This is a genomic window from Pseudomonas sp. NY15354 (assembly GCF_048068075.1).
Lineage (GTDB): Bacteria > Pseudomonadota > Gammaproteobacteria > Pseudomonadales > Pseudomonadaceae > Aquipseudomonas > Aquipseudomonas guariconensis_C.
Genome location: NZ_JBLUPV010000015.1, coordinates 25610 through 45435, shown reverse-complemented (window position 1 = coordinate 45435; position 19826 = coordinate 25610). Strand labels below are relative to the sequence as shown.

The following is a 19826-nucleotide window of genomic DNA, read 5'->3' as shown; positions in this document are numbered from 1 at the left end:
GGCGCCTGGCGAGGCGGCTTACTTGCCAGCAGTCAGCGTGCTGTAGCTGGTCATCAGGTTGCGATAGTCCGGGATGTGGTTGGAGAACAGGGTGCCCAGGCCCTCGATGTCGTTGCGCCAGTCGCGGTGCAGCTCACAGGCCACGCCGAACCAGGTCATCAGTTGCGCACCGGCCGCTTCCATCCGCCGCCAGGCGGCGTCGCGGGTCATCTCGTTGAAGGTGCCGGAAGCATCGGTGACCACGAACACTTCGAACTCTTCTTCCAGGGCCGACAGCGCTGGGAAGGCCACGCACACTTCGGTCACGACACCGGCGATGATCAGTTGCTTCTTGCCGGTGGCTTTCACCGCCTTGACGAAGTCTTCGTTGTCCCAGGCGTTGATCTGGCCTGGGCGGGCGATGTACGGGGCATCTGGGAACTGCGCCTTGAGCTCAGGCACCAGCGGGCCGTTGGGGCCTTGCTCGAAGCTGGTGGTGAGGATGGTCGGCAGGTTGAAGTACTTGGCCAGGTCCGCCAGCGCCAGCACGTTGTTCTTGAAGCGGTCCGGCTCGATGTCACGTACCAGCGAGAGCAGGCCTGCCTGGTGGTCGACCAGCAGTACAGCGGCGTTGTTCTTGTCCAGGCGGTTGTAGGTGAATTTGCTCATGGTCTGTGTTCCTTCAGGTAGTGAGTGGGGGTGTTGCCTTGACTGCATGGACACAGATTAAAAACATCACCTTTGAAGCACTAGATAGCGAAAATTGGCCCTAGCGTTCTATTTTTAGGACGAAACGCAGTGCAACTCGCTCTGCGAACCTTTCTACGTTTGGGGCTGCTCTGCAGCCCATCGAAAGCTGCGCCAGCGCGGTGTGGTTTTTCGTGGGCGCTGGCGCAGTCTGCGATGGGCGTATAGCGGCCCGGGATCCATTGCCTGCCCGCTCAACCTGCTCTTTACTACCCCACAGCCCTCTTCTCTCTCGAGACTTTCATGCTGGCGTTCATTCAGTCCTCCCCACTGTGGTTCGGCGCCGTCCTGCTGCTGCTCGACCTATTGTTGTGGCAGGTGATCCCGGTCGAGCGCCGGGCCTGTCGCATCGGCGCTCGGCTGGTGATCTTCCTGCTGTTCAGCTGGGTTCTGCTGGCGGCGGGCATGAGCCCGTTGCAACCGCCGCCCTGGGTGGACGACGTGCCTCGCAACCTGATGGCCACCGCGCTGGAGATCGCCTGGTGGTTGTTCTTCGCGCGCACGGTGACGGTGGTGTTCGGTCTCGTGCTGATCGCCCGCGGGGGTCATGGCGGGCGGTTGCTGCAGGACGTGCTCGGGGCGCTGATCTTCGTGGCCGCAGCGATCGCGGCGGCGGCCTATGTGCTGCAATTGCCGGTCAAAGGCCTGCTGGCAACGTCAGGCGTCATGGCCATCGTCATTGGCCTTGCGTTGCAGAGCACCTTGGCGGACGTGTTCTCCGGTATCGTGCTCAACACCACGCGGCCCTACCAGATCGGTGATGCGATCTCCATCGACGGCACCGAGGGCAAGGTGCTGGACATCGATTGGCGGGCCACGCGGCTGCTCACCGGCAATGGCAGCCTGGCAGTGGTGCCCAACTCGGTGGTAGCCAAGGCCAAGCTGCTCAACTTCAGCCGACCGGCGGACGTGCATGGGGTGTCGGTCAGCGTGGTGGTGCCAGCCAAGGTGCGCCCCAAGCGGGTATTCGATGCGCTGGAGAAAGCCCTGCAAGGCACCAGCGCGCTGCTCACGACACCGCCACCCAAGGTCACCGTGAAGGCCTCCACACTGGAGTCGGTGGAGTACGAGGCCAGCGCATTCGTCGCATCCATGGACCGCAAGGTCGAAGTGCGCAACCAGCTGTTCGACCTGGCCCATCGCCACCTGGAGGCCAACGGTGTGATGTGGAACGTCGACCTCGCCCTGCCGCCTCGCAGTCGCCAGCGCGAGCTGCTGGATGACGTGCGGGTGTTCCGCGCATTGACCAGCGATGAGCGCGACGCCCTGAGCCAGCGCATGACTGCGGTGGAGTACTTGGCCGATCAGGTGATCCTGGGCGTGGGTGAGCACTCCGACTATGTGCTGGTGATCGGCAGCGGCGTGGTCTCGGCGTCGATTCGTGATGGCGAACGGCTGATCGAGGCCGGACGCATGGGCCCTGGCGAGGTACTGGGGGTCGAAGGGCTGATCGATGAAGAGGAATCCCTGGCGGAATTCCGCACCCTCACCGGTTGCCTGCTCTATCGCATCGACAAGGAGCAGGTACGCAGCTGCCTGGCCCAGCGTGGCGAGGTGCAGACCGCCCTGACCAAGCTACAGCGCTTTCGTCGTCAGAACCGGGAGTCACTGCTGATGCAGAAACCGCCGGTGGTGAAGAAAGGCGGCTTCCTCAGCTGGCTGCACAAATGAGCAGTCAGTCTTGTGCGGGCTTTTTCGCGGGTAAACCCGCTCCTACAAGGCTGGTGCTGCCCCTGCGGGGGCGGGTTCACCCGCGAACGAGCCCAGGCGGTTACAGCACTACCCGCAGGCATTGCCCCGCGTGGTACAGCGAGAAGCCCGACTCATAGAAGGCCGTACGCAGCGACGGCGCGCTGACCGGTTTCATCGGCGAAAACGGGATCGGCAGGCTGTTCGGGTCGTCCTTGAGCAGGAACTCGGCGAACGCGCGGCCAATCACCGTACCGGTGGTGTTGCCCCGGCCGTTGTAGCCAGTCACCGCCACCAGCCCTGGGGCTGGCTCGAACAGGCGCATCAGGTGATCGGGCGTGAAGTCGATGCAACCGGTCCAGTGCATCTCCCACTCGACCTTGCCCAGCTCCGGGTAGTAATGGCTCTGGATGCGGTCGGCCCAGCTGCGCACGAACCACGCCGGCTTGTTGTCGACCCGACCAAGGCTGCCGAGCAGCAGACGGCCCTGATCGTCGCGGCGAATACTGCTGAGCACGGTGCGGGTGTCCCAGGAGCCCTGGCCGTGGGGCAGGACCTTGTCGGCCGCAGCGCCTTGCAGTGGCTTGGAGGCCACTTGGTAGTAATAACCCCGGAAGAAGTGCTTCTGCAGGTTGCTCCACTCGCCTTCGGTGTAGGCGCCGGTGGAGATCACCACCTTGTCGGCGCGCACCGAACCACGCGCGGTATTCACTCGCCAGCCATCGCCGTCGCGCTCCAGACCTTCGACTGAAGACTGCTGGAACACCCGGCCACCCAAGCGTGCCACCGCAGCGGCCAGGCCCTGGGTGTAGGCCATGGGGTTGATGGTGCCGGCGCGGCGGTCGAGCAGCGCGGCGGAAATCTTGTCGGTACCGCAGTACTCCTGGCAGCGGGCCCCAGTCAGCAACTCGACATCCGCACCACGACGGCTCCACTGGGCGTGGCGCGCCTCGAGGTCGGCGACGCCGGTGGCGTTGTGCGCCATGTGCAGCGTGCCCTTGTGCTGGGCCTGGCAGTCGATGCCGAGACGCTCGATCATCGCGAACACTTCGGCAGGCGCCCCGCCGAGCGCTTTGTTCAGGCGACTGCCCTGCTCCAGGCCGAGGGTCGCCTCGACGTCGTCGGGACGGATCCAGGTGCCGGCATTGACCAGACCGACGTTGCGTCCAGAGCCACCATGACCGATCTTCCAGGCCTCCAGCAGGATCACCGACTTGCCCTGTTCGAGCAGGTGGATCGCCGCGGACAGCCCCGTGATGCCACCGCCGATCACGCAGACATCGGCCTTGTGCTCACCCGCCAACGCCTGGGCGGCGACGGTCGGCTTGGTGACGAACTCCCACAGACATTCTTGACGCAATTCGGACATGGCCCGGCTCCAGCAATTTTGTTCTTGTTGGGGCCGCCGTGCGGCCCATTCGCGGGTGAACCCGCTCCCACAGGGACATCACAGGTCTTTAAAACCGTGTTGTACCTGTGGGAGCGGGTTCATCCGCGAACCGGGGACCATGCCCCCGGTCTTGTAGCCTCAAACCATCAGTCGAACACAATGCCCTGCGCCAGCGGCAGCTCGCGCGAGTAGTTCACGGTGTTGGTCTGACGACGCATGTAGCCTTTCCAGGCATCGGAGCCGGACTCACGGCCACCGCCGGTTTCCTTCTCGCCACCGAACGCACCGCCGATCTCCGCACCACTGGTGCCGATGTTGACGTTGGCGATGCCACAGTCGCTGCCCGAGGCGCTCTGGAAGCGCTCGGCCTCACGCAGGTCGGTGGTGAAGATGCACGAGGACAAGCCTTGTGGCACTTCGTTGTTCAGGCGCAGGGCCTCTTCGAAGTCGTCATAGGCCAGCACGTAGAGGATCGGAGCGAAGGTTTCGTGGCGCACCACTTCGCTCTGGCCCGGCATCTCGGCAATGGCCGGCGAGACGTAGTAGGCGTTGGGGTATTCGCTGGCCAGTTGGCGCTCGCCGCCGAACACCTGGCCGCCTTCGTCGCGGGCCTTGGCCAGCGCACCTTGCATGGCATCGAAGGACTGCTTGTCGATCAGCGGGCCGACCAGGTTGTCCTTACGTGGATCACCAATGCGTACCTTGCCGTAGGCCGCTTTGACGCGGGCAACCACCTCGTCCTTGATGGAGCGGTGCACGATCAGGCGACGCAGCGTGGTGCAGCGCTGGCCTGCGGTGCCGACGGCGGAGAACAGGATGCCGCGCACGGCCAGGTCCAGGTCGGCGCTCGGGGCCAGGATCATGGCGTTGTTGCCACCCAGCTCCAGAATGCTGCGGCCGAATCGGGCAGCCACACGTGGGCCCACTTCGCGGCCCATGCGGGTGCTGCCGGTGGCGCTGACCAGCGGCACACGCGGATCGTCCACCAGGGCTTCGCCGGCTTCGCGGCCGCCGATCACCAGTTGGCTCAGGCCTTGCGGCGCATCGCCAAAGGCTTTCAGGGCTTTTTCGAACAGGGCCTGGCAGGCCAGGGCGGTCAGCGGGGTCTTTTCGGACGGTTTCCACACCACAGCGTTGCCGCAGACCAGCGCCAGCGCGGTGTTCCACGCCCAGACAGCGACCGGGAAGTTGAAGGCGCTGATGACGCCGACCACGCCCAGCGGGTGCCAGGTCTCACGCATGTGGTGGCCTGGGCGCTCGGAAGCGATGGTCAGGCCGTACAGCTGACGCGACAGGCCAACGGCGAAGTCGCAGATATCGATCATTTCCTGCACTTCGCCCAGGCCTTCCTGGGTGATCTTGCCGGCCTCGACGGACACCAGCTCGCCCAGTTCAGCCTTGTGTGCACGCAGCACTTCGCCGAACAGACGCACCAGCTCGCCACGGCGCGGGGCCGGCACGCTGCGCCAGGCTTCGAAGGCTTTGTGGGCCTGGTCGATGCGAGCAGTGGTCTCGGCCTTGCCGAGCAGTTTCACCGAGGCGATCTGGCTACCGTCGATCGGGGTGTGAACAGGGTAGTCACCCTGGGTGTAAGCCTCGGCGGCAACGCCAAGGCGCTCGAGCAATCCAGCGACCATGTGCTTCTCCTACAGGGGGTGGAGGGTTGAAAACCTGATGTGGATCAGTATTAATCCGATCACACTAGCGCAACAAACGACCTTTATTCCGCATATCATTCCGTCAGGTAATGATCATCCTGCCGTAGAGACCGCTATGTCCAAACGCCTGGTACCCTCGATGACCGCCCTGCAGTGCTTCGAGGCCGCAGCCCGCCACTTGAGTTTCACCCGTGCGGCCGAAGAGCTGCACCTGACCCAGAGTGCGGTCAGCAAGCAGGTCGCGCAGCTCGAAGAGATGCTGCGCCACCACCTGTTCCTGCGTATCCGCCGACGGCTGCAGCTCACGCCAGCCGGCTCGCTGTACCTGGCCGAGGTCAACAAGATCCTCACCCAGGTGGACATGTCCAGCCGCTACGTCCTGACCTACGGCGAGCAGACCGAAGTATTGAAGGTAGCCACCCAACCGAGTTTTGGCGTGCGCTGGTTGATTCCACACCTCAAAGGCTTCGGCAAACGCTATCCGAACATCCACCTGGACATCCGCAACGAGATGGAACCCTTCGCCCTGCTCCAGGGGTCGGCGGACGCGGTGTTCTTCTACGGCCAGGGCACCTGGCCGGGCGCCACCTGCGTGGAGCTGTTCGGCGAAGAGGTGGTGCCGGTGTGCGCGCCGGAGCTTCTGCAAGGCCGCGAGCTCAAGGACGCCAGTGCGGTGGCGCAACTGGTGCTGCTGCAAAGCACCTCACGCCCGGAAGCCTGGCACGAGTGGTTCCTGGAGCAAGGGCTGCACACCGACAACAGCTACCACGGGCCGCGCTTCGACACCTTCTATATGGCGCTGAGCGCGGCACAGGCCGGTTGCGGCGTGGCGTTGGTGCCGCGCTACCTGGTCGCCAAGGAACTGGCCGACGGGAGCCTGGTGATGGCCTGGAACCATGCGATGAAAAGCAACGGCGCACACTACCTGGCATTCGCCGAACATGCGGCGGAGGTGCCGAAGGTGCGGGCGTTGGTGGAGTGGGTCAGAGAGCAGTTGCAAGGCTGATAGGTGGGGCTCGATCGTGCGGGCAGCGGTCGTGCTCCGCGGTGGCTTCTTCGCGGGTGAACCCGCTCCTACAAGTTCTCCAGCGGTCTCACGGTCACCACTGTACCCGCGAAGAAACCACCTCGGTGAATGGCAAGGGATTCGCAGCCAAAAGGTCGATCCGAAAAGGAATGACACCTGCACTTTTTTTCGCTTGTGGGGAAAGTGCATTCCCAGCTTTCATGTAAGGGTACTCACTCACCCTCAGGAAGCTAGCGATGCCCGCCCACGATTTCGTCAGCCCCGACAGCATCCGCGCGCAGTTCTCTGCCGCCATGTCCCTCATGTACAAACAGGAAGTGCCCCTGTACGGCACGCTGCTGGAGCTGGTGAGCGAAATCAACCAGCAGGTCATGACCCAGCAACCCAAGGTCGCCGAGGCCCTGCGCTGGACCGGTGAAATCGAGCGCCTCGACCAGGAGCGCCACGGCGCCATCCGCGTCGGCACCGCCGAGGAGCTGGCCACTATCGCCCGCCTGTTCGCGGTCATGGGCATGGAGCCGGTCGGCTACTACGACCTGAGCAGCGCCGGGGTGCCTGTGCATTCCACCGCGTTCCGTGCCGTGCACGAACAGTCCCTGCACATCAGCCCGTTCCGTGTGTTCACCTCGTTGTTGCGCCTGGAGCTGATCGACAACCCGCAGTTGCGCGAGCTGGCCCAAGGCATCCTGGCCAAGCGCAAGATCTTCACCCCGCGTGTGCTGGAGCTGATCGCCCAATGCGAGCGCGACGGAGGCCTGAGCGCCAGCGACGCCGAGACCTTCGTGCAGGAGGCGCTGCACACCTTCCGCTGGCACCAGGACGCCACCGTCACGGCCGAGCAGTACCAGCAGTTGCACGACCAGCACCGCCTGATCGCCGACGTGGTGGCCTTCAAGGGCCCGCACATCAACCACCTGACCCCTCGTACCCTGGACATCGACGCCATCCAGGTAGGCATGCCGGCCAAAGGGATTCCGCCCAAGGCCGTGGTCGAAGGCCCGCCCACCCGCCGCCACCCGATTCTGTTGCGCCAGACCAGCTTCAAGGCCCTGCAGGAAAAGGTCGCCTTCAGTGATGCGCAAGGCAGCCATACCGCGCGTTTCGGCGAGATCGAACAACGCGGTGCGGCACTGACCCCTAAGGGTCGCCAGCTCTATGACCGCCTGCTCGACGCCACCCGCGAGGCCCTGGGCGGCGCGCCGGCCGAAGCCAACGCCGAGCGCTACAGGGCGCTGCTCAAGGCGCAGTTCGCCGAGTTCCCGGATGATCTGGCGCAAATGCGCGAGCAAGGGCTGGCGTACTTCCGCTATTTCGCTACCGAAAAGGGCCTGGCCGCCCGCGACCAGCAAGACCGTCCGACCACCTTGCAAGGCCTGATCGATGCCGGCCACGTGCATTTCGAGGCGCTGGTGTACGAAGACTTCCTGCCGGTCAGCGCCGCCGGGATCTTCCAGTCCAACCTGGGCGACGATGCCCAGGCCGAGTACGGCAGCAACGCCAACCGCGACGCCTTCGAAGCGGCACTGCAAATGAAGGTGCAGGATGAACTGGCGTTGTATGCCCAGAGCGAACAGCGTTCGCTACAGGCCTGTGCCCAGGCGCTGAACCTGGACTTCAAGTGATCTGAGGCTGTCTTTCGCGGCACAAGGCCGCTCCTGCAGACACGCACAGCGCTTCTGTAGGAGCGGCCTTGTGCCGCGAAAGGGCTGCGAAGCAACCCCAGACGCTATCCGGCGCTACGGCGAAAATGGAGCCGCCGCGGGTGCTTCGAGAATGCGCACATCCGGCAGGTTCATCGCAGCCGCCTCCTCCTGCAAGAACTGGCTCAAGCGCCGCAAGCGCTCCCCACCCGGCCGCGTCCGGGGCCATACCAGGTAGTAATCCATGCCACTGGGCACCGCCGTCGGCCACGGCAGGCTCAGGCGCCCCTGGGCGACATCCTCGGCCACCATCAAAAGATCCCCCATTGAGATGCCATAGCCACGGGCAGCGGCGATCATGCCCAGCTCCAGGGTATCGAACACCTGCCCGCCCTTGAGCGAGACCTTGTCGGACAGCCCCATGCGCTCCAGCCAGGCGCGCCAATCGCGCTTGTCGGGCGTCGGGTGCAACAACTCGATGCCCGCCAGACGCCGCTCGTCCCATGGGCCTTCCTCGAGCAGGCCCGGCGCGCCTACCGGGATCAGCAACTCGGCGAACAGCCGCCGCACTTCCCAGTCCGCCGGGAAAACCCCATCGCTGAGCAACACCGCGCAGTCGAACGGCTCTTGGTTGAAGTCCACATGGTCCACGTCCATCCAGGCGCTGGTCAGTTGCACTTCGTTGCCCGGCTGCAAGTGGCGGAACTGGCTCAGGCGCGACAGCAGCCAGCGCATGGTCAATGTCGATGGCGCCTTCATGCGCAGGATGTCGTCTTCGCCGCGCAGCGTGTCGCAGGCCCGCTCCAGGGCGCTGAAGCCTTCACGCACGCCGGGCAACAGCACCCGCGCCGCCTCGGTCAGTTGCAGGCTGCGACCGTTGCGCACGAACAGGCGGCAGGCGAAGTGATCCTCCAGGGTACGGATGTGCCGGCTGACCGCGCTCTGGGTGATGGACAGCTCTTCACCGGCGCGGGTGAACGAGCTCAGCCGAGCGGCGGCTTCGAATGCGCGTAGCGCATAGAGCGGAGGAAGCTGACGAGACATCTGGCACCTGCCCTGCGGGGCGAAAATGAAATCGTGGACACCTATATACATGACTTCAACTCATGCCAACGATCGCATTTATCCTTTTGTGCAAACTTGACCGAAGCCTCAGAATCGACGGCTCGCTCAATAGAATCAGGAAGAAGGACATCCCAATGCACGTCGCGCCCACCACCGAACTCAAGGCTCTGCTGCGCCTGGCCGGCCCGCTGATCGCCTCGCAGTTGGCGCACATGCTGATGGTGCTGACCGACACGCTGATGATGGCGCGCATCAGCCCCCAGGCCCTGGCCGGGGGCGGGTTGGGGGCGGCCAGCTATTCCTTCGTGTCGATCTTCTGCCTGGGCGTCATCGCCGCGGTCGGTACGCTGGTCGCCATCCGCCAGGGCGCAGGCGATGTTCCCGGCGCGACCCGTCTGGCGCAGAACGGTCTGTGGCTGGCCTGGGGCCTGGCGCTGGTGGCGGCGCTGGTGCTGTGGAACCTGGAGCCTGCCCTGCTGCTGTTTGGCCAGCAACCGGAGAACGTCGCCTCGGCGATGGAGTTCCTCACCCTGCTGCCGCTGGCCCTGCCCGGCTACCTGACCTTCATGGCCCTGCGTGGCTTCACCAGTGCTCTGGGCCGCTCGACGCCGGTGATGGTCATCAGCCTGGTGGGCACGGTGCTCAACTATGTGTTCAACCACGCGCTGATCGAGGGCATGTTCGGCCTGCCCAAGCTGGGCCTGATGGGCATCGGCCTGGTCACGGCGGTGGTGTCGATGGGCATGGCCATCGCGCTGGCCCTGTACATCCGCTGGCACAAGGCCTATGCCGACTACCCGCTGCGCAAGGGCCTGTCGCGCCCATCCCTGCCCGCGCTGCGCGAGCTGTGGCGCCTGGGCCTGCCAATCGGCGGCACCTACATGGTGGAGGTCGGCCTGTTTGCCTTCGCCGCCCTGTGCATGGGGGTGCTGGGCAGCACCGAGCTGGCGGCACACCAGATCGCCCTGCAGATCGTCTCCACCGCGTTCATGGTCCCGACGGGCCTTTCCTACGCAGTGACCATGCGCGTGGGGCTGTATTACGGCGGCGGCAACCTGTTGGCCGCGCGCAGCGCCGGACGAGTGGGCATCGGCTTCGGGGCGATGATCATGTTCGCTTTCGCGGCGTTGTTCTGGCTGCTGCCCGACACACTGGTGGCCTTGTTCATCGACCGCGACGACCCGGCCTTCGCGGCGATCTTCCAGCTGGCGGTGAGCCTGTTGATGGTGGCGGCCTGGTTCGAGCTGTTCGATGGCATGCAGACCATCGCCATGGGCTCGATCCGCGGGCTGAAAGACGCCAAGACCACCTTCCTCATCGGCCTGTGCTGCTATTGGCTGGTGGGGGCGCCCAGCGCCTGGCTGTTCACCTTCACCCTCGGCGGTGGCGCGGTGGGTGTGTGGTGGGGGCTGGCCTTGGGCCTGGCCTGTGCGGCGGTTGCACTGACCATTGGTTTCGAATGGCGGACCAAGCGGATGCTGGGCAAGGCGCGCAAGGCCGATGGGGTGGTGGTGTCGGTTTGATGTGCGGGGCCGCGTTGCGGCCTTTCGCGGGTGAACCCGCTCCCACAGGGTAGCGGTGTTCCTTGTGTGCGGGTTACCCGCGAAGATGACGACTCGGTGGCGACTACAGGCTCACTAACTGCGGCTTGGCCGCCTGCTGCAGGTAGTCCATCAACTCATCGACCGGCAACGGCTTGCTCACCAGGTAGCCCTGCACCTGGTCACAGCCAAAGCCGCGCAGCAGCGCCATTTGCGCCTCGGTCTCCACCCCTTCGGCCACCACCTCCAGATTGAGGTTGTGCGCCAGGTTGATCATGGCGTGCACCAGCTTGCGGTTCTCTTCGCGCAGCTCCATGCCACCGACGAAGCTGCGATCCACCTTGAGCAAGGTGATCGGCAGGCTGTTCAGGTGCACGAACGACGAAAAGCCCGTGCCGAAGTCATCCAGGGAAAAGCGCACGCCCAGGCGCCCCAAGGCGTCCATCGTCTGGCGGACCAGCTCATTGCGCCGCATCACAGCAGTCTCGGTGAGCTCGAACTCCAGCCAGCGGGCATCGACACCGTGCTCGATGATCAAACGGCTGAGCGTGGCCAGCAACTGGCTGTCCTGGAACTGGCGGAAGCTCAGGTTGACCGCCATGTGCAAGGGCTCGAGCCCCCGCTCACGCAATGCCTGCATGTCGCGCAGAGCACGGGAGATCACCCAGTAGCCCAAGGGCACGATCAAGCCACTCTGCTCGGCCAGGGGCACGAACTCGCTGGGCGGCAACAGGCCACGTTCGGCGTGACGCCAACGCACCAGCGCCTCGAGACCGACGATGCGGCCATCGCCCAAGCTCAGCCGGGGCTGGTAGTGCAACTCCAGCTCGTCGCGGCGCAGGGCCCGGCGCAGCTCGCTTTCCAGGTCGGCGAGGCTGCGGGCATTGCGGTTGATCCGCTCGTTGAACACATGGAAGGTGCAGCCCTGGCTGCCCTTGGCCTGGCGCATGGCGATGTGGGCATGCCACATCAGTGGATCGGCGCCTGCCTGGGCACGGGCGTGGGCGACCCCCAGGCTGGCGCCGAGCAACAGGCTCTCGCCATCGACCCAATAGGGCTCGGCCAGGGCCTCGACGATGCGTTCGGCCATCCATTCGGCGCGGTTGGCATCACGGCGGGTGTCGATCAGCAGGGCGAATTCATCGCTGCCCAACCGGGCCAACTGGTCCCCGGCCTCCAGTTGCTGCTTCAGCCGCGCCACCACCTGCAGGATGAGGCGATCGCCGCCCTGGTGGCCGAGGGCATCGTTGACGTGGCGGAAGTTGTCCAGGTCCAGATGACCCAGCGCGACGCCTCGGCCTTCGTTTTCCGCCAGGCGTGCGGTCAGCAATGCCTGGAAGCCCTGGCGGTTGGCGATGCCGGTCAACGGGTCCTGCTCGGCCAGGCGCTGCAAGGTGGCCACCAGCACGCCCCGCTCGCGCACATGGCGCAGGGAGCGGCGCAGCGCGTCGCCACTCAACTGCTCGCGCACCAGCCAGTCGCTGACCGCGGTGGGCGGCGTGTCGGGCTCTTCATCGAGCAGCAGGATGGTCGGCAGGTCGCAACGGCCCGGCGCCGGTTGCAACGCCGGCCTTGCCAGGACGACGGCTTGGCGGTCATTGACGAACAGGCTGTCCACCGACTCCCAGTTCGGTGCGGTCAGCAATACCGCGCTCCCGGCCATTGGCTGCAGGCATTCGCGCAGCAGGGTGGCCCATTCCGGCTCATCGGCCAACAGCAGCAAACGCAACGGTTCGACAGGCGTGGACAAGCGAGCTCCTTAGGCTTGAACAGTAGAACGACGGGCGCGGAGCATCCAACCCTCGCGAATGAAAATAATTTTCACTTAAAGTGCCACTCCATAGCCAGTATCCCGACGCATTTTGTCGTGCATCCTGCGCGAAAGTAACAAAAGCGGCAAATCCGATTCGCGCCTTGCATCACACTGTCAGACGGTAACGCCACAACCGCCCCATGCCTGCTAGAATGCGCGGCTATTTTCTGGTGACCCCCGGTTTCTAGCATGTCCCGACTCAATCCCCGGCAACAGGAAGCCTGTGACTACGTCGGCGGCCCTCTATTGGTGCTCGCCGGTGCAGGCTCCGGCAAGACCAGCGTGATCACGCGCAAGATCGCCCACCTCATTCAGAACTGCGGCATCCGTGCGCAGTACATCGTGGCCATGACCTTCACCAACAAGGCCGCGCGCGAGATGAAAGAGCGGGTCGGCACCCTGCTGCGTGCAGGTGAAGGCCGTGGCCTGACCGTGTGTACCTTCCACAACCTGGGCCTGAACATCATCCGCAAGGAGCATGAGCGCCTGGGCTACAAGCCTGGCTTCTCGATCTTCGACGAGACCGACATCAAGGCGTTGCTGTCGGACATCATGCAAAAGGAATACTCCGGCGACGACGGCATCGACGAGATCAAGAACATGATCGGTGCCTGGAAGAACGACCTGATCCTGCCCGCCGAGGCCCTGGAAAAGGCACGCAACCCCCGCGAACAGACCGCCGCGATCGTCTACACCCACTACCAGCGCACGCTCAAGGCGTTCAACGCGGTGGACTTCGACGACTTGATCCTACTGCCGGTGAAGCTGTTCGAAGAGCACAAAGATGTGCTCGAACGCTGGCAGAACCGCGTGCGCTACCTGCTGGTGGACGAATACCAGGACACCAACGCCAGCCAGTACCTGCTGGTGAAGATGCTGATCGGCATGCGCAACCAGTTCACCGTGGTGGGCGACGATGACCAGTCGATCTATGCCTGGCGCGGCGCCCGCCCTGAAAACCTCATGCTGCTCAAGGAGGACTACCCCTCCCTGAAGGTGGTGATGCTGGAGCAGAACTACCGCTCCACCAGCCGCATCCTGCGCTGCGCCAACGTGCTGATCGCCAACAACCCGCATGCCTTCGAAAAGCAGCTGTGGAGCGAAATGGGCCACGGTGACGAGATCCGCGTGATCCGCTGCAAGAACGAGGAAGCCGAGGCCGAGCGCGTGGCCATGGAGATCCTCACGCTGCACCTGCGCACCAACCGGCCCTACAGCGACTTCGCCATCCTCTACCGGGGCAACTACCAGGCCAAGCTGATCGAGCTCAAGCTCCAGCACCACCAGGTGCCGTACCGCCTCTCCGGCGGTAACAGCTTCTTCGGGCGCCAGGAGGTCAAGGACCTCATGGCCTACCTGCGCCTGTTGGTCAACCCTGACGACGACAACGCCTACCTGCGCGTGATCAACGTGCCGCGCCGGGAAATCGGCTCGACCACCCTGGAAAAACTCGGCAACTACGCCACCGAGCGTGGCGTATCGATGTACGCCGCCAGCGAGGAGCTGGGCCTGGGCGAGCACTTGGATGCCCGCTACACCGAGCGCCTGCAGCGCTTCAAGCACTGGCTCGACGGCGTGCGCCAGCGCGTGGCCCTGGAAGACCCGATCGCGGCCCTGCATGACATGGTCCGCGACATCGACTACGAGAACTGGATCCGCCAGAACACGGCCAGCGACAAGGCGGCGGAGTTCCGCATCAGCAACGTCTGGTTCCTGATCGATGCCTTGAAGAACACCCTCGAGAAGGACGAAGAGGGCGACATGACCATCGAGGACGCCATCGGCAAGCTAGTGCTGCGCGACATGCTCGAGCGCCAGCAGGAAGAGGAAGAAAACGCCGAGGGCGTGCAGATGATGACCCTGCACGCCTCCAAGGGTCTGGAATTCCCTTACGTGTTCATCATGGGGATGGAGGAGGAAATCCTCCCGCACCGCTCCAGCATCGAGGCCGACACCATCGAGGAAGAGCGGCGCCTGGCCTACGTGGGCATCACCCGTGCCCGCCAGACCCTGGCCTTCACCTTCGCCGCCAAGCGCAAGCAGTATGGCGAAATCATCGACTGCACCCCCAGCCGGTTCCTGGACGAACTGCCGCCGGACGACCTGGCCTGGGAGGGCCTGGACGATGCGCCTGTCGAAGTGAAGGCTGCGCGCGGCAACAACGCACTGGCCGACATCCGGGCCATGCTCAGACGCTGATCAACCCTTATTATTCAACCTTTGCCGCGGCCTGGTCCGTGGCCACCTTTGCTACATCGAGGAATACCACAGTGGAAGCACTGCAGCAGAAGATTCGCGAAGAAGGCATCGTGCTTTCCGATCAGGTTCTCAAAGTCGACGCGTTTCTCAACCACCAGATCGACCCGGCGCTGATGCAGCTGATCGGTGACGAATTCGCCCGTCTGTTCGCCGACTCCGGCGTGACCAAGATCGTCACCATCGAAGCCTCAGGGATTGCCCCGGCGGTGATGACCGGCCTGAAGCTGGGCGTGCCGGTGATCTTCGCCCGCAAGCACCAGTCGCTGACCCTGACCGAGAACCTGCTGACCGCCTCGGTGTACTCCTTCACCAAGCAGACCGAGAACACCGTGGCCATCTCGCCGCGTCATCTGAACAGCAGCGACCGCGTGCTGGTGATCGATGACTTCCTGGCCAACGGCAAGGCTTCCCAGGCGCTGATCTCGATCATCAAGCAGGCCGGCGCTACCGTCGCAGGTCTGGGCATCGTGATCGAAAAGTCGTTCCAGGGCGGGCGCGCCGAGCTGGACAGCCAAGGCTATCGCGTCGAGTCGCTGGCTCGGGTCAAGTCGCTCGAAGGCGGCGTGGTCACGTTCATCGATTGATGCCCCCAGGGGCCGCCTTGCGGCCCCTGCTACCTCCGGGTGGCTGCCAATCCCGCCAGCAGCAGCCGCTGGTACAGCTCCTCCTTCAGCCCCTGCGGCTGCGCCAGCCCCATTCGCGCCAGTTGCGCCGGATAAGCCTCGGGCGTGGGCGCATCCAGCGCCGCCTTGCCCAGCTCCAGCACCTCGCTCAGCTTGAACTTACTCTTGAGCCAGTTGAGCGCCCGCAGTAACTCCCTTTCCTCTGCCGTGAAGTCGCAACCCAGCGGATACTCGAGAAACAGCCGCGAATGCCGCTCGCGTATCGTCTCCAGACGCTCGGGCGTGTTGTCGGTGAAACGCGCGTCGAGCACGAACTCCTTGGGCAGCTTGCCCGCCGCCTTGGCCTGCTCCATCAGCTGCGGCTGAAAGCGTGAATCGCTGATCGCCAGCAGCCTGGCGATTACCTCGCTGTCGGTCTGTCCGCGCAGGTCGGCGATACCGTATTCGGTTATCACGATGTCGCGCAGGTGCCGGGGAATGGTGCAGTGACCGTAGTTCCAGAACAGGTTGGAGGTGACATCACCCCCTGCTTCTCGCCAACTGCGCAGGAGCAGGATAGAACGCCCACCCTCCAGGGCATGGGCCTGGGCGACAAAGTTGTATTGCCCGCCCACACCACTGAGCACTCGACCATCTTCAAGCTGGTCGGCCACGCCTGCGCCGAGCAGGGTCATGCCGAAGGCCGTGTTGATGAAGCGAGCATCACGGCGTTGGCGGCGCTTGAGCGACTCCTGGCCATACAGTTCGTTGATGTAGCTGATGGCCGTCATGACAAAACGACTGCGCTGCTCGAGCGTCATCTCCCGCAGGCGCTGGTAGAACGCCTGGGGCCCCAGGAAGAAACCGCCGTGCACCAGGGCGCCCTGCTCATCGGCCGGGCGCCGCACCACCCCCGCCTCGACCAAGACCAGCAAGCCGTTGACGAACATCTCACTGCAGCCATACAGGCCCTGGGCGAAGGCATCGCACCCGCCCTCGCGCTCGACCAGCGCCTGCCAAGGTGTGAGGTCCAAGGCGTCGAGCAGCGCCCGGTAGCCGGCGTTGTCGCCTTGGCGCGCCAGCAAGGCCGCAGTCAGCGCATCGCCCATCGCGCCGATGCCGATCTGCAAGGTACCGCCGTCGCGCACCAGGGCACTGGCGTACAGCCCGATGCAGTGATCCTGGGTGGTGACCGGCATGTTCGGGGTACAGAACAACCGGCGCCGCTCCGGCTCGTCGATCAGCAGGTCGAAGGCCTCCCGGCCAAGTTCGGCCCCCGCCGGCATGTAGGGCAGCTCAGTGTGCACCTGGCCGAGCAGCAGGATGGTCTCACCGGCGGCCCGACGACGGGCGATCATCGGCAACAGATCGAGGGTGATGTCCGGATTGCAGGCCAGGCTCAGGTGATCGGGGCGCTCGGGCGTAGCGGCCACCAGCTGGGCGATCAGGTTCAGGCCTTTGGCGTTGATATCCCGGGCGGCATGGGTGTAGTTGCTGCTGACATAGTCCTGCTGGGCGCTCTGGCTGTGCAGCAGGCTGCCCGGCTGCAGGAAGAACTGCTCGACGCGGATGTTCGCAGGCAGGCTATCGTTGCGCAGGTCGGCGAGGTAGTCGAGCTCTTCGTAATCGCCGAAGACGCGCTCGACGAAGGGCTCCAGAAAACGGCGCTGCAAACCGTCACCCAGTGGCGGACGACCGAGGCTCAGGGCGGTGTAGATCGTCAGCTGGCGCTCGGGGAGCTGGCGCACCCGGGCATACAACGCGTTGACGAATGCATTGGGTTTACCCAGACCCAGGGGCAAGCCCATGTGAATGTGGCGGGGTAGATGAGCCAAGACCTGCTCTACCGCCTGGTCGAGGGAACAGCGTTGAGTCATGGGGCCTCCTGTAAACGTCCGTGCGCAGGGGTTGGACCGTTATTACTCAGAGACTTCTTCGCGGGTGAATCCGGTATAGCGGTATTTTCACTAGCACCGCTGTACCCGCGAAACGGCCACCACATACCTTGGCCATCAAACACAAAGCCCGCCATGGGAGGCGGGCTTGGGGAGTCAGGCTAGGGTTACAGCCCCGACATCTTCTTGATGGCACCCTTGAGCTCTTCGTCCGAGCAATCGGCGCAGGTGCCTTTCGGTGGCATGGCGTTCAGGCCAGTGATGGCCTTGGCCAGGATGCCGTCCAGACCACCCTGGTGGTCCGCACGTTCTTTCCAGGCGGCGGTATCGCCAATCTTAGGCGCGCCGAGCAGGCCGCTGCCATGGCAGGCGTTGCAATGCTTGGCGATGACTTCATCGGGGGTCTTGGCTCCACCGCCACCTGCGGTGGCCGCCACTTCCATGCCCTTGCACTCCTGGCCCTGGACACACACCTGGCCAACCGGCTCGAGGCGCTTGGCGAGTTCATCGTTGGTCGCAGCGGTTGCGCTCATTGCCCAAAGGGCGAATACGGCTGCTGGTACGGCCAGCATCTTCTTGATTTGGTTCACGCGAACACCCTCATGGTGGCTAATCACGCCCGCGGCCACGGATCTGCGAGCGTTTGAAAGTATAGCGGGAACCCCGAAACCGTGGAACGACCCCACAAGGGAAAGGGGTATTGCCGAAACAATGCACTGCGCTGGATCAAAAGTTCGAGGGTGTCGCCGCGCTGATCAGCCGGGCAGGCTCTTCGAAAGGGTTGCGAAAGCGGTGCGGACGGGTGCTTTCGAAGTAGTAGCTGTCGCCGGCCTCGAGGATGAAGGTCTCGGTGCCGACCACCAGCTCCAGCCGGCCTTCGAGCAAAATGCCGGTCTCTTCGCCATCGTGGGTGAGCATTTCTTCGCCCGTATCGGCCCCTGGCGGGTACACCTCGTTGAGGAAGGCGATGGCCCGGTTGGGGTGCGACTTGCCCACCAGCTTCATGGTCACTGCGCCGTCGGAGATGTCGATCAGTTCGTGGGCCTTGTAGACGACCTGGGTGGGACTTTCAGGCGCCAGCTCCACGGAGAAGAACTCGACCATGGACATGGGGATGCCGCTGAGCACCTTGCGCAGGGAGCTGATCGATGGGCTCACGCTGTTCTTCTCGATCATCGAGATGGTGCTGTTGGTGACGCCCGCGCGTTTGGCGAGTTCACGCTGGGACAGGCCCTTGAGCTTGCGGATGGCTTGCAGTCGTTCACCGACGTCCAAAGCTGGAGCCTCCTGAAACGGTCGAGGTGGGAGCGAAGTGTGAACGATATGATGGCAACGCCGTTCAGTATTTACAACACTTCGCCCCGCAGCCTGTCCGCTTCAGCGCCTCATTCGCCGATATAGTCCAGCGGCACGCGCTTGAGGTTGCAGAAGATCTGGTAAGGGATCATCCCAGCCTGGGCGGCCACGTCGCTGGCCAGCACCTGCTTGCCCCACAACTCCACCGGGCTGCCGATGGTGGCCTCAGGCACGTCGGTCAAATCGATGCAAAGCATATCCATCGATACCCGACCGATCAGTTGAGTGCGCTTGCCAGCGACCATCACCGGCGTACCGGTCGGTGCCTGGCGGGGGTAACCGTCGGCGTAGCCCATGGCGACCACACCGACGCGGGTCGGACGCGGGGTGATGAACTTGGCGCCGTAGCCCACCGGCTCACCGGCCGGCAGTTCACGCACGCTGATCACCCGCGATTGCAGGGTCATCACCGGCTGCAGGCGCTCGGCCTGAGGCTGGGACACTTCGAACGGGGTAGCGCCGTACAGCATGATGCCTGGGCGCACCCAGTCGCTCGGCACCTGCGGCCAGCCCAGCACCGCAGGCGAGTTACGCAGGCTGCATTCGGCGGTCAGGCCCTGGCGGGCGGCCTCGAACACTGCGACCTGTTGCGCGGTGGCGTCCACATCCAGCTCATCGGCACGGGCGAAGTGGCTCATCAGTACGATGCGCGCCACCTTGCCGCTGGCCAGCAGACGCTGATAGCTCTCCTGGTAATCCTTTGGGTGCAGACCGACCCGGTGCATGCCGGTGTCCATCTTCAGCCAGACCGTCAGCGGCTTGTGCACCGGCGTCTTCTCGATCGCCTCGAGCTGCCACAGCGACTGCACCACGCACCACAGGTCCTGCTCGGCGATCAACGCCAGCTCGCTGGCCTCGAAGAAGCCTTCGAGCAACAGCACCGGGGCTTTGATGCCAGCGGCGCGCAGCTCCAGCGCTTCCTCGATGCAGGCCACGGCAAAACCATCGGCTTCGGTTTCCAGGGCCAGGGCGCACCGCACCGCACCATGGCCGTAGGCATCGGCCTTGATCACGGCGAGGGCCTTGGCACCGGACAGTTCACGGGCCAGGCGGTAGTTGTGGCGAAGGGCTTGAAGGTCGATCAGGGCACGGGCGGGACGCATGGCGGCAGCCTTCTGGCAGTCTGGTTATGAATAAGTCCCTGGCGCGACGGGCGTGGGGTAGT

The 19826-nt window shown here is 64.3% G+C and carries 15 protein-coding genes; 6 read left to right on the top strand and 9 right to left on the bottom strand.

The features are described 5' to 3' along the window. Positions 1-18: 18 nt before the first annotated feature. Complete coding sequence (ycaC, locus tag ACNFCH_RS15710) at positions 19-648, bottom strand: isochorismate family cysteine hydrolase YcaC (protein ID WP_043213448.1); 630 nt, start codon at positions 646-648, stop codon at positions 19-21. 321 nt (positions 649-969) lie between these two features. On the opposite strand from ycaC, the gene ACNFCH_RS15705 reads away from it, so the two are divergent. Continuing rightward, a complete protein-coding gene (locus ACNFCH_RS15705) occupies positions 970-2397 on the top strand; it encodes a mechanosensitive ion channel domain-containing protein (protein ID WP_416743086.1) in 1428 nt (475 codons plus the stop codon). A 100-nt stretch (positions 2398-2497) separates the two neighbouring features. Here the strand turns inward: ACNFCH_RS15705 and ACNFCH_RS15700 are convergent, their stop codons facing one another. Beyond that, positions 2498-3784 (bottom strand): NAD(P)/FAD-dependent oxidoreductase, encoded by a 1287-nt coding sequence (locus tag ACNFCH_RS15700; RefSeq protein WP_416743085.1) that lies wholly within the window; start codon positions 3782-3784, stop codon positions 2498-2500. Positions 3785-3951: 167 nt separating this feature from the next. Next, positions 3952-5442 carry an aldehyde dehydrogenase family protein gene (locus ACNFCH_RS15695; RefSeq protein WP_337157637.1) on the bottom strand — a complete coding sequence of 497 codons (1491 nt, stop codon included), beginning with the start codon at positions 5440-5442 and terminating at the stop codon, positions 3952-3954. 136 nt (positions 5443-5578) lie between these two features. Here ACNFCH_RS15695 and ACNFCH_RS15690 point away from each other — a divergent pair, with 136 nt between their 5' ends. Next, a complete protein-coding gene (locus ACNFCH_RS15690) occupies positions 5579-6469 on the top strand; it encodes a LysR family transcriptional regulator (protein WP_337157638.1) in 891 nt (296 codons plus the stop codon). Between the two features lie 257 nt (positions 6470-6726). Further along, complete coding sequence (locus ACNFCH_RS15685; protein ID WP_337157639.1) at positions 6727-8112, top strand: VOC family protein; 1386 nt, start codon at positions 6727-6729, stop codon at positions 8110-8112. Positions 8113-8226: 114 nt separating this feature from the next. On the opposite strand, the gene ACNFCH_RS15680 is transcribed toward ACNFCH_RS15685, so the two are convergent. Beyond that, positions 8227-9174 carry a LysR substrate-binding domain-containing protein gene (locus ACNFCH_RS15680; RefSeq protein WP_337157640.1) on the bottom strand — a complete coding sequence of 316 codons (948 nt, stop codon included), beginning with the start codon at positions 9172-9174 and terminating at the stop codon, positions 8227-8229. Between the two features lie 155 nt (positions 9175-9329). Between ACNFCH_RS15680 and ACNFCH_RS15675 the strand changes: the two genes are divergently transcribed. Next, entirely contained in the window at positions 9330-10718 is a 1389-nt protein-coding gene (locus ACNFCH_RS15675; RefSeq protein WP_416743084.1) for a NorM family multidrug efflux MATE transporter, read from the top strand. A 103-nt stretch (positions 10719-10821) separates the two neighbouring features. On the opposite strand, the gene ACNFCH_RS15670 is transcribed toward ACNFCH_RS15675, so the two are convergent. Next, positions 10822-12486: a putative bifunctional diguanylate cyclase/phosphodiesterase gene (locus ACNFCH_RS15670; protein WP_416743083.1), complete on the bottom strand. Its 1665-nt coding sequence runs from the start codon at positions 12484-12486 to the stop codon at positions 10822-10824. Between the two features lie 252 nt (positions 12487-12738). Here ACNFCH_RS15670 and rep point away from each other — a divergent pair, with 252 nt between their 5' ends. Together rep and xpt are read left to right on the top strand one after the other, a co-directional pair. Beyond that, a complete protein-coding gene (rep, locus tag ACNFCH_RS15665; RefSeq protein WP_070093859.1) occupies positions 12739-14748 on the top strand; it encodes a DNA helicase Rep in 2010 nt (669 codons plus the stop codon). A gap of 71 nt (positions 14749-14819) precedes the next feature. Then, on the top strand, positions 14820-15392 hold the full coding sequence (gene xpt / locus ACNFCH_RS15660) for a xanthine phosphoribosyltransferase (protein WP_070093858.1): 573 nt from the start codon (positions 14820-14822) through the stop codon (positions 15390-15392). 29 nt (positions 15393-15421) lie between these two features. Here xpt and ACNFCH_RS15655 read toward each other — a convergent pair whose 3' ends face one another. The 4 genes from ACNFCH_RS15655 to alr form a co-directional block, all read right to left on the bottom strand. After that, positions 15422-17287 (bottom strand): acetyl-CoA hydrolase/transferase C-terminal domain-containing protein, encoded by a 1866-nt coding sequence (locus tag ACNFCH_RS15655; RefSeq protein WP_416743082.1) that lies wholly within the window; start codon positions 17285-17287, stop codon positions 15422-15424. Positions 17288-17472: 185 nt separating this feature from the next. Next, positions 17473-17877, bottom strand: coding sequence for a c-type cytochrome (locus ACNFCH_RS15650; RefSeq protein ID WP_196163351.1), 405 nt, complete (start codon positions 17875-17877; stop codon positions 17473-17475). 154 nt (positions 17878-18031) lie between these two features. Next, positions 18032-18580 carry a cupin domain-containing protein gene (locus tag ACNFCH_RS15645; protein WP_043213014.1) on the bottom strand — a complete coding sequence of 183 codons (549 nt, stop codon included), beginning with the start codon at positions 18578-18580 and terminating at the stop codon, positions 18032-18034. A 110-nt stretch (positions 18581-18690) separates the two neighbouring features. Then, positions 18691-19764 (bottom strand): alanine racemase, encoded by a 1074-nt coding sequence (gene alr / locus ACNFCH_RS15640; protein ID WP_337157644.1) that lies wholly within the window; start codon positions 19762-19764, stop codon positions 18691-18693. Between the last annotated feature and the right edge of the window lie 62 nt (positions 19765-19826).